Here is a 15,169-nt window from a genome sequence, read left to right on the forward strand (position 1 = left end):
TTTGAATGAACTTTCAGGCACCAACAACGTGCGCTTGAGCGCCGATCGCTGTTGCCCACGCATTGCGGCCAAAAAGGACGAAGCGATACTCAGCGCCGTCGATCGTCGACACTGCCAATGAGTTTGGGAACAGCGGAATCAGATTGAGTAGCTTCGTCCAGCAACGTCGCGTGCCAACGACCTGGGACAGCGGAATCTCCGTCGCACCCGTTTGGATGTTGAGTGCGTGTGACTGAAAGAACAGGCGCTGGTTCGTCAGGAATAGTTTGCCGCCGACAGTCTCGGCGCCGCGCTGGAGATTGGCAGCACCCTCACGAACAAGCCTTTCGTTGGGATTCAATGTGATCTTCATAGGGGGGCCGGGGTTTGAGTAAAGACGAGCTGCGAGACGGAGTTGGCTTGAATGAACTGCTAGGTCTCACCATCGTCCTGACCGCGGTAGTGATACTGGCGGAAACCATCCTTCTGCTCGAATTCAGCAGGTAACCAGCCGCGTGCCAGTACGCGATCTGTCACGATAGCCATACTGATGCCGGTTGGGTCCTGTAGACCATCAGAAATGGCGAGCACCAGTTCTTCCGGACGGCCGGTGAAGCTGTCGATGGTTGCCAGGATGGAATCAATGTCTTTGAAAATTCGATTGCTCATTTGAGGCTTGACGCCGGATTAAGCCGAGCTGCGAAAGCGAGCTCGGCTTGGATGAGTTGTTGGACTGCGGCAAAGGCATCAACCGCTATTGCTTTGTAGAATGCGCTGCATCGAGCTGCGCGCTCTTGTCCGCAGCAGCGTCGTATATCTCAAACAGCGATGCCCTGGTAGACCAGATGCCCATGCATACGAGAAGCAGGGCCAGCGGCAGAAATCTGTAAATTCGCTTTTCAATCATGGGAATTACGTCCTTTGTAAAAGCTCGATTGAGTAGGCTGACGTCAGAATCAAGTCGGCGCTGTGAAGCATCGGTCGGCTTGAATGAATTATTAGGTACAAAACCCATTGGCTGCCAGCAGGCGGGCCAGGATGTAATAGCCGAAGTTTGCCAGTTCTTCTTCGGGGAGTGTTGCCAAGTCCTCAAGAGTGCCAGGTGAGTAGTCCTTGAAGGTAACCAAGCCTTGGTGTGTCCAGGCGCCTGGGCCTTGGCCCTTGCTGGCGTCATCGAGCACCACCCTTAATGAACCATCAGGTAGAACCGCCAGGCTGCACAAAACAGCCATGCGCTCTGGTGGGATCGTCTGGGAACTTTCCATGGAACCTGTCGCCTGAATTAGGCCGCGTCGCAAAGCGGCTTCGGTTTGAATGAACTGTTAGGCCGCATCCGCTGATCCTGGGCGGCCATCCATACCGGCGGGGTCTGCGCCGAGCAGGTCTTCGTAGAGCCCGAGCAGATCATCGTCGTCCACCCCAGGGTCGCCAAGTGCGTACAGCGTGCCAAATACTGCCTCATAGGCTGTGCCACGGTTGATAAGGCACAGGTCTTTCGGCGAAACGCCGGCGGCGAGAGCGCGCTCGATGGCTGGCCCTACATCAGCGAACGGGCCATCCGGGTGACTTTTGCAGGATGCGATAACGCTGTCCAAGCCCGTGCAATCGAGATGGCTATTGATGATGGATTGCCAGAGGTGTGTAAGCAGTTCTTCTCTTGTTGCCATGAACTTTCCCTGCGGTGTAATGCCTGAGTCAAGCCGAGCCGCAAAGCGGTTTCGGCTCGAATGAATTGTTAGGGAGTACCGGCCGTGGGACAACCCCATCCGGAGCATTCACCGCCGAAGTGTTGTGCGATCTGTTCTAAGTGGCTTTCCACTGCGCAGATCTCTGAGTGCTCAGGGATCATGTGCGGAATTGCGAGAACCGTCCAAGGCGACTCTGGATCGTCTTCCAGTGGCGGTTCAAGTTGAATCTTGTACTCGTTGCGGAATAAGAACACGCCACAATCAACCGCAGCTTCCTCAGTCGTGAAGTCGAGACAGAAATCAATATCACGAGCAACAGCGTGGTCGTCTCCATGCTCCAGGAGACGCCAGAGGACATTGCCGTTGTCGTCATCGGGATACTTGCTGAAGTCACGTTGCATGGAATGTGCCCCTAATACCTGAGTTAAGCCGAGCGGCGAAGCGGCTTCGGCTTGATTGAGTTGTTAGACCTGGCCTAGTAAACGACCAAATCCTGATTTGGAAGAAGGGTTCTACCCCGGAATCACGGACGGTTGTGAAAGGGTTGAGAACTTCAAATCGTGCCTGGCGATCCTCCGCCGCATCCGACGGTTGTGGAACCGCTCGATGTATTCAAACACATCGGCCTTTGCTGCATCGAGTGTTGGGTAGCTCATCCGGTATATCCGCTCGCGCTTGAGCATCCCGAAGAAGCCTTCGCATGCAGCGTTGTCCCCGCAATGTCCCACCGCACCCATCGAACAAAGCAATCCGTTGGCTTTCAGGCAGCGCTGATAATCGCCATTCCGAAATTGACTACCGCGATCGGAATGTAGGATTACCGGATGGCGGCCTTGACGCTGCCAGACCGCCATTTGCACCGCTCGAATCACCATCTGCCGGTCTTGTCGATGATGCATTGACCCGCCCACAACACGCTGGTCAAACAGGTCCAGGACAATACATAGATACAGCTTGCTCTGTTGCGTCTTGATCTCGGTGATGTCGGTGACCCACTTGGTCTCTGGCTCCAGCGCAGTGAAGTCCCGCTGCAGCCAGTTACGTACGCCAAGGGGGGGGGGGCAGCGCAGGCCGGCTGCGCGGGCCGCGACGTTTGGGCAGAGGCCAGCCCTGCAAGCTATCTGCCGCCATCAATCGAGCCACGCGATTAAGGCTGACGGTCTCACCTTCATCCACCAAGTCTTCCCGCATCCGGCCTGCGCCCAGCACGCCGCGGCTGTCTTCGTGTAGTTCGCGGATGCGACCGAGCAAGCGCTCGTTGTCGAGTTGGCGAGGGCTGGCCAGGCGCTTGCTCCAGTCGTAATAGCCGCTGGCCGATACCCGCAGGCATCGGCACATCAGCCGAACCGGAAACGCATCGCGGCAACGTTCGATCACCTGGTATTTCAGGCTGATCCCTTGGCAAAGAACGTCGCCGCTTCTCGCAGAAATCCCGTTCCTTCTTCACCCGCGCCAGCTCGCGCTTGAGATGAGCCAGCTCTTCGTCGCGGGGTGTACCCGTGCCTGCAAAGGCCACTGAGGCTTGGCTTCTGGCCTCTCGCCTCCAGCGAGTCAGCAGGGAGTCGCGAATCCCCAGCTCTCGGGCCACCTGAGCGCAGCTGACGCCCGCCTGGTTGGCCTGCTCAACCGCACCACGCTTGAACTCTGCGCTGAACTTCCTTCGCTTCAACATGAACACTCCTCAGGACCTTGGTCGGCCTTCTCGTAAGTGTCCGTGAAAACGGGGGGGAACCCCTCTTTGGTCTTCCATGTACGCGCCCTAGCGCCCTAGCGCCCTAGCGCCTGAGTTAAGCCGGCCCGCCCGATGCGGTTCCGGTCGGTCCGAGACCGCGAAGCGGGCTCGGCTTGAACGAATTGTTAGGCCTACAGCGAGTAGTCGAAGAAGCCGCCGCTGCCATAGTCATACAGTGAGGTGGATGTGCCATTCACTGTTCCGCTGAAATGGCATGAGGAGCCATAGTCGTAGCCCTCGTATTTGTTGCCGCTGACTTTGAGCTCGACATGGTGCGAGTTTCCGTAGTCATAAAGGCTGAACTTGCCATTGGAGCCATTTCCGCCGAAATGGGCGCTGCGGCTATAGTCGTAAACATTGACGTTAGTGGCAGTTATCTGCCCGTCAATGCTTATATACCCGCCGCCTGAGTAATCGTAGACAGCAGAAGCTCGCTTGCCGGAGATGAGGCGAAGCGCAACGTATGCGGCACAAGCTCTTACGCCAGACTGCATGACTCTTTCCTTATAGGCCTAACGCCTGAATTAAGCCGAGCCGCGAAGCGGCTTCGGCTTGAATGAATTGTTAGGCAGCATTGGCCAGGGGTGTGTAACCGCTGACAAACCGCCCGCTTGTACAACCCAACGCAGGTCGATTTTGCCACAGCGAACAGGATCGTGGCTTGCCCTGTAAACCGTGAAGCGCGGTGCTGCCGAAGCCAAATGAAATGAGTGCGGTGAGGCAATGAAACATAAGGCGAAGCGCCGAACTGACCGATGGCAGAAGCGGTTGTGACCGCTGCCCGGAGCCGACTGCAAAAGGGCTGGGGCAGCACCCGAAGACAGGACCACCAATCCACTTTTTTACCAACGCTGCCTAACGCCTGAATTAAGCCGAGCCGCGAAGCGGCTTCGGCTTGAACGAATTGTTATGCCCAAACTAGGGGCGCCACATGTCGATGTCGCCGTTGCTGTGAACCCCAACCAGAATCATCTGGCTGCGCCAATCTACGAGAATCAGGTTGTGCGCAGAGTTAAGTTTGGCGAACGTCTTGGTGAGGACTAGATCGTCCGCGCCGGAGTCGAGTATGGCGCCAAGAACGGTGATGCCACTCTCGCTCTTGAGGCCATACAAGTTGATCTTATGAGCAACAGCAAGGGCAAACCCATATTTGACTTGGCCAAGCGCACTCGACGAGGTCAGGAGAATCGGAGAATTTTCCTGAACTGCGTCAAGAGTGCCGGCTAGGTTGGAGACTGCATCCGGGCCCGCGATGATTAGATGGCGCGCCACATTGCGCGCGTAAATCTGGTCCCAGCCATATTGCCCCCGATGGGCCCGCTCAAAGGGCTTGTACTCAGCCAAGAGTCGTTGGATCTCTTCTAGGCGACTTTTTGGAAAGAACTCCAATTGGGCCCACTCATCCTCATGGAATTGTGGCGCACCTTCAAAGGACTCGCGGTTTGGAGCAGCAAACTCAAGGGAGTCCGCCGCAACAGTCGGCATGGAGTAGCGAATTGATTTTGTATCCACCATCTCGACCTTGGGTTGAGGTTGAGCGGCGCTCGAAGTGCCGAAGAGAGCCAGGATAGGGGCGAGCAGTCGTTTCATCTGCGGGAATGTCTCATTGGGGCATAACGCCTGAATTAAGCCGAGCCGCGAAGCGGCTTCGGCTTGAATGAATTGTTAGGCAGCATTGGCCAGAGATGTGTAACCGCTGACCAAACCGCCCGCTTGTACAACCCAACGCAGGCCGATCTTGCCACAGCCCGAAGGGTCGTGGCTTGCCCCGTAAACTGTGAAGCGCGGTGCTGCCGAAGCCAAATGAAATGAGTGCGGTGAGGCAATGAAGCATAAGGCGAAGCGGCAAACCAACCGACAGCGGAAGCGGTTGTGACTGCTGTCCGGAGCCGACGGCCAAAAGGCTGTTGCTGCGCCAGAAGGCGGAACCACCAACCCACTTCTACCAACGCTGCCTAACGCCTGAATTAAGCCGACGCTGCGAAGCAGCGGTCGGCTTGAATGAATTGTTAGGCAGTATTGGCCAGGGATGTGTAACAGCTGACCAAGCCGCCCGCTTGTACAACACAACGCAGGCCGATCTTGCCACAGTGCGCGGGATCGTGGCTTGCCCCGTAAACCGTGAAGCGCGGTGCTGCCGAAGCCAAACGAAGTGAGTGCGGCGGGGCAAGGAGGCATAAGGCGAAGCGGCGAGCTAACCGATGGAAGAGGCGGTTGTGACCGCTGTCCGGAGCCGACCGCCCAAAGGCCGTTGTTGCACCCGAAGACAGAGCCACCAACCCACCTTTACCAATGCAGCCTAACTCTAAGTAGACCGCCTAACAGCGGTGTAGCGCGGAGTATGCCCTCTTGTGCGGAGCCTGGGTATCCCCGACGAGCTGGATGATATTCAACGAGATACGCGTACCAGACATCCCATATCCGCGCATTGTCGTTTCGTAAGATACCGGCAGGGGAGCGGGCATATGCGTTACACCCCCGATTGAGGGGATGTAATGACGAGGGCGCCCACGACGTGCTGTCAGGTGGCGTTTCCCAGGGCCGCACAAAACAAAGGGCGCCATCCGGCGCCCTTCGTCTTCAACACAATCAACAGTAGTTACTTACTGAGCAGCTGCTGCAGGTGCAGCCGGTGCTGCCGCCGGAGCAGCCGCCTGCGCCGTCCATCCACACATCTGCCCTTCGTTCTGCTGCTTCAGCCATTCCTGCAGTGGGGCGAAGTATTCCAGCATCGGGCCGGCATCGAGTTTCTCCCCGCCGGTCAGTTCCTTCAGTGTGGCCTGCCACGGCTGGCTGGAACCCTTGCTCAGCATCGCCCAGAACTTCTGGCCGGCTTCCTTGTTGCCGTAGAAGCTGCACTCGTTGAGCGGGCCGGTATAACCGGACGCATCGCACAGGCCCTTGTAGAACTGGTACTGCAGAATGCGCGCCAGGAAATAACGCAGATACGGGGTATTGCCCGGCACGTGGTACTTGGCGCCGGCGTCGAAGAACTCCTCGCCGCGTGCGCTGGCCGGGGCCACGCCCTGGTACTGGGCCTTCAGTTCCCACCACTTCTGGTTGTACTGGTCCGGCTTGATCGAGCCGTCGAACACGCCCCAGCGCCAGCGGTCGATCATCAGCCCGAACGGCAGGAACGACACGCCAGACATCGCCATGCGCATCTGCGCGTTGATGGTGGCTTCGCGGCTTTCCTGTTGCGCGCCGACCAGGCCAATCGAGTTGAGGTACTTCGGCGTCATTGCCAGCACGATGGTGTCGCCGATGGCTTCGTGGAAGCCGTCGTTGGCGCCGCCCTGGAACAATGGCGGCAGCGGGTTGTAGGCCAGGTCGTAATAAATGTGGCCCAGCTCGTGGTAGATGGTGGTGAAGTTTTCTTCGTTCGGGGTGATGCACATCTTGGTGCGCACGTCCGCGCCCACATCCTTGCCGTCACCGCCCATGTTCATGTCCCAGGCGCTGGCGTGGCAGACCACGTTGCGGTCCAGCGGCTTGATGAACTGGGTGTTCTGCCAGTAGCTGTCCGGCAGCTTGGGCATGCCCAGCGAGACGTAGAAGTCCTGCGCGCGCTCGGTCATCTGGCGTGCGGTGGCCAGTTCGGCCTCACGCTGGGCCTTGAAGCGAGCCGCCAGGTCAGCGTTGCCGTCGATCTTGCGCAGCGCGGTGCTGAGGTTGGCCTGGTGCTGCTTTTCAAGCGCGGCGGTGATGTCCAGGCTGCCCGCGTTCGGGTACGGCGCGGTCATGTCCCACAGGTTGCTCCAGTCCTGCTGCCACATGTTGCCGGTGAGGTGCGCGGCAATCATGCCGCCGCCCACTTCGGCCTTGTCCTTGCCGTATTCCTTGTCCAGCTTGGCGCGGGTGTAGCAATGCACCTGCTCGTACAGCGGCTTGACCTGCTCCCACAGGCGGTCGGTTTCCGGGCCCACCTGGTCGGCCGGCATGTCGTAGCCGCTGCGCCACATCTGGCCGGCGTCGCTGTAGCCCAGTTCGCGGGCGCCTTCGTTGACCAGTTCGACGAAGCGCTGGTAGTTGGCGCGCGACGGCACGGCGGTGGAATGCCAACCCTGCCAGGCGTCGAGCTGCTTGTCGTAATCGCGCGAGCCGGCCAGCACCTGTTCCAGTTCGCCCAGCTGGCGGCAGTTCTGCTTGTCGCCTTCGCCCACGCAGTAGGTGCCGGCGCCGTAGTCGCCTTCCAGCTTGGTGGCGATGCCGGCCAGTTCGGCCAGCTTCTGCGGGTCGCGCGGGGCCGGCATGGAGGTCATCAGCTTCAGCAGGCTGATGGCGCGTGCGGTGTCGGCGCTCATCGGCTGGCCGTCGTACTTGTTGGCCTGCTCGATCCAGCCATTGAGCACGGTCAGCCAGCGCTCGTTGGCCTTGGCGGCCACGCGGGCCGAATCGTCATTGATGTAGGTGGAGGACAGCCACTGCGCGGAGGTCATTTCCGGGTACATGGCCTTGTATTCGGCATTGACCCGGGCGATGAACTGGTCGGCACTTTCGGCCGGTGCGGCAGCGGTGCTCGCAGGTGCGCCAGCATCCGGCGTGGCGTCCTTTTTACAGGCGGCCAGCGAAAGTACGGCCACGCCTATGGCGGCAGCCAGCAACAGATGACGATTCTTCACGTAAATCCCCGGTATTGGTTTCAAGTACCGGCGAAGGCTAGTGGGGCGGCGGCGGGGCCGCAAGTGGACGAAGGCAGGGCGGGCGCCCGACGAGCCGCAATTGAGATGAATCCGAAGGCCGGTTGCCACGGGCGTCGGAACGGATGCGGGTAGGAGCGGCCTCGGCCGCGAAGCGATGAATGTCTGCGTTGCCGCTGAAATGGGCAATCCGGAAATCTGCAGTTGCGGAGTGGGCCGCAGGTTGGGGGCGAATTGCTTTCGCGGCCGCGGCCGCTCCTACGGAGGCGGTTGCCTGTAGGAGCGGCCTTGGCCACGATGCAGGCACTCCGCAGGGCACGCAGCTTCCACAGAATGGCGGGGCATCGGCACCGCGCCAGAAGGCGCTCCTACGATTGGCCTGTGCAGCCGGCGAATACATCGCGGCTGCGGTCGTATACCGAGGTGCCAACCTGCATCAGGCCCAGTACCGATGGGAACAGGTTGTCGTGGTCGGTGCGTTGGCTCGCGCGTTGGCGCAGGCATTGCAGGTTCAATCCGCGGTCGCTGGCAAAACCTGGCGAGAACCACATCACCATCGGCACGCGGGTCTGCTCCTCCGGGGCAATGGCGTACGGCATGCCGTGCAGATACAGGCCTTTTTCGCCAAGTGATTCGCCGTGGTCGGAGAGGTAGATCATCGCCGTGTCGTAGTCGTCCATGCCGCGCAATGCGGCGATGGTGCGGCTCAGGAAGTGGTCGGTGTAGCGCACGGCGTTGTCGTAGCTGTTGATGATCTGCTCGCGGCTGCATTTGCCGAGGTCAGCGGTGTCGCAGGTGGGGGCGAACTGGCGGAACTGCGTTGGGTAGCGCTGGAAATAGCTGGGGCCATGGTTGCCAAGCTGGTGCAGCACCACCACGCGGTCGCCGGGTTTGGCACGCACCTGCGTGGCCAGATCGTTGAGCAGGATTTCATCCATGCAGCGGCCATCGGCGCACAGGCCGGGCAGGGTGGCATCGTCCAGGCGCTCGATCTGCAACTGATCGCACACGCCCTTGCAGCCGGACTGGTTGTCGCGCCACAGCGTGCTGATGCCGGCGTGTTCCAGAACATGCAGCAGCGATTGATGGCCACGGATTTTCTTTTCGTCGTAATCGTGGCGGCCGTAGGGCGAGAACATGCAGGGCAGCGAGACCTCAGTGCTGGTGCCGCACGAATGCATGTCGGGGAAATTGATGGCGCCGGTCTGCGACAGTTCCGGTGTGGTCTGGCGCGCGTAACCATTCATGCCCCAGTTCTGCGCGCGCACGGTTTCGCCCACCACCAGCACCAACAGGCGTGGTTTGCTGGTGGCTGCACGCGGCATGGCCTTGGCATCCGTGCCAATGGGCAACTTGGGTTGTTTGTGGATCGGGCTGGCGCTGCCCATGTTCTGCTTCAACGCGATCAGGTAGTTGACCGGCGTTGCCAGGTAGCGCACTTCCCGGTGGTTGCGCATCAGCGCCGAGATGTCCTGGAACGAGGCCATCGTGCCGGCGCCGCCCACAATCACCACACCCAGCAGGAAGGCCAGGCGCCACAGCAGGGCGCGGCCCATGCTGCGCTTGCGGATGCGCACGCGCCACAGCAGCAAGCTTGGCAGCACGGCATAGCCGAGCAGCGGCAGCAGCAGCGCCGGGGTCATCAACTCGCTGGATTCCTTGCGATCGGTGGCCAGCACGTTGCGCAGCATGTCCGCGTCCAGGTAGACGTTGTAGCTGTTCATGTAATGCACGGCAAAGGCCGCGGTGATGAACAGCACGGTCAGCAGCACCTTGGCATTCCAGCGCCACAGCAACAGGCCGAACAGCAGCGCGTGCACGCTCAGCAGCAGGGCAAACAAGGAGGCGGCAAACATCACGCTGCCGGGATGTGTGGCCATGGCGCTGCGCCAGAACAAGGTGTTGCAAGCCAGGGCAAAGAACGCACTGGCCAACAGGATCAACATTTCGCTGCTGATCGCCGGGCGCCAGTTGCGCAATGCGCTCCACGACATTCCCTGCAGGCGGAAACGAGAGACGACGGCGTTCATGCGGCTTCTCCATTGCCGAGCACGCGCGTGCGCGTCGGCGCAGCCGGCGCGGTGACCGGGCCGAACATCCATAGCGACAGCAACGTGGCGACCGTCCAGCTGATGGCCAGCGACCACAGGTCATGCGAAAGGAAATGTGCGCCGCGCAACTGCTGCGCGAAGCCGAAGGCCGCGCCGGTTGCCAGGGCGGCGGCCAATGCGGGCCAGCGCCATTGCGGGCGTACCTGCAGCATGAAGAAGTACAGCGCGACCCAGGCGTAGCCGGCACTGGCGTGGCCGGCCGGGAAGCATGCTGCGTGGCCCAGCGATATCGGGCGTGCATCCAACAAACCGATGAACGGACGCAGCCCACCGTAGCGTTCCAGATCCCACGGGCAATCCATGTGTGTCCAGCTCTTCAGCAGCGACACCACGCCGGTGGAAAGCGCCACCGACAGCAGCAGGTAGAACAGCGGCTTGCGCAGCGGGCGCCAGCGGGCGTCAAAGCGGGTGCGGATCAAACCCAGGATCACCAGCAGCGCGGCAAGCGTGCTGAGGTTTCTGCCGCCCTTGTGCAGCAGGTGGCTGGTCCACCAGGCATCACGCAACGCCCATTGGCTGCCCTGCAAACGGTAGAGGTGGTCGGCAAGCCATTGGTCGCCACCGCCTGCCATCAAGGCCGCGCTGGCCACCACCACAACGGCGAAAGGGATCAACAGCGTCCGGTTGATGAAGTCCAGCCGGGTGCCGGGCAAGGGCGTGGCGAAGGGGCGGGCGGGCGTGAGCTGGGGCATGGAACAGGCGTGCCATCAAGGTCGATGGCGGCATGCTGTTCCCGCTGCTGTCAGAGCGCGGTCGGAAGCGTGTCGGATTTATGTTGGAGCGCGTAAAAACGTTTGCTGCGGTTCAAACAGCGATGCGCCATCGCCTGCTACCCGCCAATCGTGTGGCGGGTAGCGCGACATCCACAGTGGCCTAGTCGTTGTCGTCCTGGACGGCTGCATCGCCGCTGGGTACAGCGCCATGGGTACGCGCGATGCAGGCTGCATCCAATGCGGTGCCCGGCAGCAGTTGCCAGTTGTTGCGGTTGGCGCTGCCGATGTCGATGACCTGTGCCGGATCGGCACAGGGCGACATTGCGGTGTCCAGTACAAACAACCAGCGCCGCGCCGGTGCCTGGGCAACCCAGCGGGCGGCATCTTCCCATTGCTCGGCGACCGGCCGCTTGAAGCCGAAGTCGGTGGCTTGTGGATCGGTCTGCAACAGGTTCTGTTCGCGCCAGGCCACCATGCCCAGTTCGGCCTCCGGGCCGATGCGTTCGCGCACTTTGTCCATAACCAGGGATGCCGAGCTGTAAGGGTCCGCCACCGGCATCGCGCCCAGCCCGTACATTGACCACAGCAACACGGTGGTCAGTACTACCGCCAGGCCGGCGCGTCGCAGCCGCAGCGTGGCAGCCAGCAGCAGGGCGCAGGCCCCAAAACCGACCAGCCACCAGCCGATACGCGGCAGCACCCACAGGTCCATCGCACGCTTGATCGCATACCGCTGCGCAAAGCCTTCACCCTGCACCGCACCGTAGCCGACGGCCAGGGTTGCCAGCGCCAGTACCAGTACATACAGCAGCAGCACCCAGCGCACGCCGGTGCGTCGCAGCAGGCCGGGCAGCAGCGGCGCAGCAGCCACGGCCACGGCCGGAAGCATCGGCAGGATGTAGACCTCGCGCTTGCCGGGGCTGGCGGTGAAGAACAGCAGCACCAGCAATGCCCAACCGAGCAACAGCAGGTAACGCGGATCGGCGCGGCGGCAGCGCCGCCACCACGCCGGCACCAGCCACGGCAGCAACAGGCTGCCGGGCAGCCACAGGGTGGCGATCACCTGCGCGTAGTACCAAGCCTCTTTGCGGTGGTGCCAGGCATTGGTGTAACGGGTGCCGGTCTGCTTGAACAACAGCTCATGCGCGTAGGCCTGCAGGCCAGGGTCAGGGTTTTTCAGCAGGGCGATGGCCAGTGGCCCCAGCCACACGGCGGTGCCGGCAATGAAGGCGGGCAGCAGCAGCCACCAGGCCCAGCTGCGGCCAGGGCCGGGCGCCTGCGGGTGACGCCAGCGCCATGCCAGCCACGGCAGCAGCATCAACAACGGCAGGAAGCCGACGCCCTTGGTCACGGTGCCCACGCCTGCGGCGAATGCGGCCAGCGCCAATGCAGGCCAGTTCGGGCCCAGCAGCAGGTGGCGTACCAGCCCCCACAGCGCCAGCGTGGTCATGGCCAACAGCACCATGTCGATCTGCGCCCGCTTGGCCATCAGCCCGAACTGGATGCACGCGAACAACCCCAGTACCGCATATCGCGCCACCTGCCGGTTCCACAGCCGCCGCGACATGTCCCAGGTCAGCCACAGCGTCAGCAGTGCGGCCAACAGCGAGGGCACCAGGAAGGACAGGTTCCAGTCGCCCAGCAAACGGTAGGTGCCGGCCTGTATCCACATGAAGGTCGGCGGCTTTTCGGCATACAGCTCGCTGCCGCGGTGGGGCAGCAGCCATTGCCCGGTTTCGATCATGTGGCGGGCGGCCAGCACGAAGCGTGGTTCGTCCGGTGGCTGTGGCGAGCGCATGCCCAGGCCGGCCAACAGGCTGGCGACCACCAGTACGATGAGAATGGCGAACCACGGGGAGGCGGGGCGGGAATTGGGCAGGCGCACGCACGGCTCGGAGGATGGAATGGCCCGATTCTCGCGCCCCGGATGTTGGAACCGCGTCAGAATGCACCTTGATTTCGACGCCATTCCGACAGCCCCGGCGCTAGGATGTATAGGTTCGCCCCGCTGTGCTGGGGCCCCTGAAGGTGCTGCCTGCATGCGGCTGCTGGTCATTGAAGACAACCGCGATCTGATCGCCAACCTGTTCGATTACTTCGAGGCGCGCGGCCATGTGCTGGACGTGGCCCCGGATGGCGTCACCGGCCTGCACCTGGCCGGCACCCAGAGCTACGACGCGATCCTGCTCGACTGGATGCTGCCGCGCATGGAGGGCCCGGAAGTCCTGCGCCGCCTGCGCGAGGAGCACCGCTCCGAAGTGCCGGTGATCATGCTGACTGCCCGTGATGAGTTGCCGGACAAGATCACCGGCTTCCGCGCCGGCGCCGACGACTACCTGACCAAACCGTTTGACCTGCCCGAACTGGAAGTCCGCCTTGAGGCGGTGCTGGCCCGCATCAAGGGCCGCAACCCGCGCAAGGTGCTGGAGGTGCATGACCTCAGCCTGGACATGGGCACGCTGGAAGCACAGCGCGGCGGTCAGGTGCTGCATCTCTATCCGGCCTGCCGCAAGCTGCTGGAACTGCTGATGCGCGCCAGCCCGGCGGCGGTCACCCGTGACCAGCTGGAATATGCGTTGTGGGGCGATGAACCGCCGGATGGCGACATGCTCCGCTCGCACATCTACGAACTGCGCCGCGCCGTGGATGGCCCGTTCGAGCAGAAACTGCTGCACACCCTGCCGCGCGTAGGCTATCGCCTGTCGGCGCCGGCCCGCGCGGAAAAGGCGCCATGAAACGGCCTACCTTGCGGCGTAAATTGCTGGGTTGGCTGGGCGCGTACCTGGCCTTGATCACGCTGGCGGTCTTTGGTGCGGCCAACTATGTGCACGAGCATGCCGAACATGCCGTCTGGCGCTCGCTGCTGAACACCGAGCTGGACAGCATTCTGGCGCACATGCGGGTTGACGCTGACTATCACTGGCAGGATTCGGACACGCTTTTTCTGTTCGGCGGCAGCCCGTCACGGCCATTGCCACCGTCGTTGGCGGCGTTGAATCCGGGCCTGCACGATGGTGCATTGCTGGAAGGCCGCAAGAGTGCGGCAATGGTGCGTGAAACCTCCGATTTCGGCCGCGTGGTGCTGGTGCTGGACATCACCGATTTCGCCGAGCTGGAACACTTTGCCACCCGCTGGGCAATGCTGGCGGGCGTCGCCCTGGTGTTGGTGACATTGCTGATGGCCTGGGTTGGCATGAACCGCCTGGTGCGGCCGCTATCAACGCTGGCGCAGGACATTGGCGCATTGAGGCCGGAGCTGCGCGGGCAGCAGGTGACGGTACGTTCGGGCGGCAGTGCCGAGTTGGAAGTGATCGCTGGCGCATTGAATGATTACCTGCGCCGCAATGAACACTTTGTCGAACGCGAACGGATGTTCATCAGTACCGCCAGCCACGAACTGCGCACACCGATTGCGGTCATCGGTGGCGCGGCTGACCTGGCGCTGGAACAACCCGAATTGCCGGTGAAGGCGCGGCAGCAGTTGCAGCGCATTCGCAGCACCACGGCCGGTGTCGAACAACTGGTCCAGTTGCTGCTGGTGCTGGCGCGTGACCCGGCCAAACTGGTTGCGATGAGCGAGCTGGTGGCATTGGATCAACTGCTGCCGGAGATCGTCGAGGATCATCGCTATCTGGCCAATGGCAAGGAACTGGAACTGGCCCTGTTGCAGCTCGACGAATGCCGCCTGTTGGCACCGTTGGGGGTGGTGCAGGCGGCCATCGGCAACCTGCTGCGCAACGCCATCGAGAACAGCGACCGTGGCGTGATCCGTCTGGGGGTATCGGCGCGCGCGGTGGTCACCATTGAAGACCCCGGCCATGGCATGAGCCCGGAAGAAGTGGCGCAGGTCTATGCGCGCCTGGCCAGGGGCGAGCGCAACACGCGCTCCGGGATCGGTCTGGATCTGATCGCGCGTTTGTGCGATCACCTGGGCTGGAAGCTGGATATTCAGTCGCAGCCGGAGCGCGGTACCCGCGTCACGCTGGACATGAGCAGCTCACTACCCTCGGCTTCAACCTCGACGTAGGAGCGGCCTTGGCCGCGAAGCTGAAAATGCATAACGCGTCGCCGCGTTGAGCCCCCCTTGCACGAACCACGTTGCTTCCAGCAATCAATCAGATCGCCAAGCGCCCGCTTTCACTCCCTCCCTTTCGCGCAGCGAAGGGGAGCGTTGGGGAGGGGTGCTCTTGCTTTAGCGAATCCCCAATCTCGATTCCCGATTCCCGATTCCCGGCACCCAACCCCCAAACAGAAAGAAGCCCGGTCTGGGGGAGACCGGGCTTCCGGGGCGCGTGGGAGAGAGAGC

Annotated in this window: 13 protein-coding genes and 1 pseudogene; 2 read left to right on the forward strand and 12 right to left on the reverse strand. The window is 61.8% G+C overall.

All coding sequences use genetic code 11. From position 1 onward, the window contains the following. Window positions 1–13 precede the first annotated feature (13 nt). The 12 genes and pseudogenes from ACVOLO_RS07075 to ACVOLO_RS07130 form a co-directional block, all read right to left on the reverse strand. Entirely contained in the window at window positions 14–352 is a 339-nt protein-coding gene (locus ACVOLO_RS07075; protein WP_481569542.1) for a GRAM domain-containing protein, read from the reverse strand. A gap of 59 nt (window positions 353–411) precedes the next feature. Continuing rightward, window positions 412–648, reverse strand: a complete 237-nt coding sequence (locus ACVOLO_RS07080) for a hypothetical protein (RefSeq protein ID WP_481569543.1) — start codon at window positions 646–648, stop codon at window positions 412–414. A gap of 329 nt (window positions 649–977) precedes the next feature. Further along, window positions 978–1,244 (reverse strand): hypothetical protein, encoded by a 267-nt coding sequence (locus ACVOLO_RS07085; protein ID WP_481569544.1) that lies wholly within the window; start codon window positions 1,242–1,244, stop codon window positions 978–980. A gap of 57 nt (window positions 1,245–1,301) precedes the next feature. Then, the gene (locus tag ACVOLO_RS07090; RefSeq protein ID WP_481569545.1) at window positions 1,302–1,646 is read right to left on the reverse strand and encodes a hypothetical protein; all 345 of its coding nucleotides are present in this window, start codon (window positions 1,644–1,646) and stop codon (window positions 1,302–1,304) included. 68 nt (window positions 1,647–1,714) lie between these two features. Further along, window positions 1,715–2,068 carry a ribonuclease E inhibitor RraB gene (locus tag ACVOLO_RS07095; protein WP_481569546.1) on the reverse strand — a complete coding sequence of 118 codons (354 nt, stop codon included), beginning with the start codon at window positions 2,066–2,068 and terminating at the stop codon, window positions 1,715–1,717. A gap of 111 nt (window positions 2,069–2,179) precedes the next feature. Then, window positions 2,180–3,339, reverse strand: a pseudogene (locus ACVOLO_RS07100) (IS3 family transposase). Between the two features lie 191 nt (window positions 3,340–3,530). After that, window positions 3,531–3,893, reverse strand: coding sequence for a hypothetical protein (locus ACVOLO_RS07105; protein ID WP_481569547.1), 363 nt, complete (start codon window positions 3,891–3,893; stop codon window positions 3,531–3,533). A 424-nt stretch (window positions 3,894–4,317) separates the two neighbouring features. After that, complete coding sequence (locus ACVOLO_RS07110) at window positions 4,318–4,989, reverse strand: hypothetical protein (RefSeq protein ID WP_481569548.1); 672 nt, start codon at window positions 4,987–4,989, stop codon at window positions 4,318–4,320. 1,013 nt (window positions 4,990–6,002) lie between these two features. Beyond that, complete coding sequence (locus ACVOLO_RS07115) at window positions 6,003–8,021, reverse strand: M2 family metallopeptidase (protein ID WP_481569549.1); 2,019 nt, start codon at window positions 8,019–8,021, stop codon at window positions 6,003–6,005. 386 nt (window positions 8,022–8,407) lie between these two features. Further along, window positions 8,408–10,033 carry a phosphoethanolamine transferase gene (locus ACVOLO_RS07120; RefSeq protein WP_481569557.1) on the reverse strand — a complete coding sequence of 542 codons (1,626 nt, stop codon included), beginning with the start codon at window positions 10,031–10,033 and terminating at the stop codon, window positions 8,408–8,410. A gap of 32 nt (window positions 10,034–10,065) precedes the next feature. Continuing rightward, a complete protein-coding gene (locus ACVOLO_RS07125; protein WP_481569550.1) occupies window positions 10,066–10,842 on the reverse strand; it encodes a phosphatase PAP2 family protein in 777 nt (258 codons plus the stop codon). 181 nt (window positions 10,843–11,023) lie between these two features. Further along, a complete protein-coding gene (locus ACVOLO_RS07130; protein ID WP_481569558.1) occupies window positions 11,024–12,742 on the reverse strand; it encodes an ArnT family glycosyltransferase in 1,719 nt (572 codons plus the stop codon). Between the two features lie 160 nt (window positions 12,743–12,902). Between ACVOLO_RS07130 and ACVOLO_RS07135 the strand changes: the two genes are divergently transcribed. Next, window positions 12,903–13,598, forward strand: a complete 696-nt coding sequence (locus tag ACVOLO_RS07135) for a response regulator transcription factor (RefSeq protein ID WP_481569551.1) — start codon at window positions 12,903–12,905, stop codon at window positions 13,596–13,598. After that, window positions 13,595–14,890, forward strand: a complete 1,296-nt coding sequence (locus ACVOLO_RS07140) for a sensor histidine kinase (RefSeq protein WP_481569552.1) — start codon at window positions 13,595–13,597, stop codon at window positions 14,888–14,890. The genes ACVOLO_RS07135 and ACVOLO_RS07140 overlap by 4 nt, the downstream gene beginning before the upstream one ends. The last annotated feature ends 279 nt before the right edge of the window (window positions 14,891–15,169 follow it).

This window comes from Stenotrophomonas sp. STEN056 (assembly GCF_056759635.1).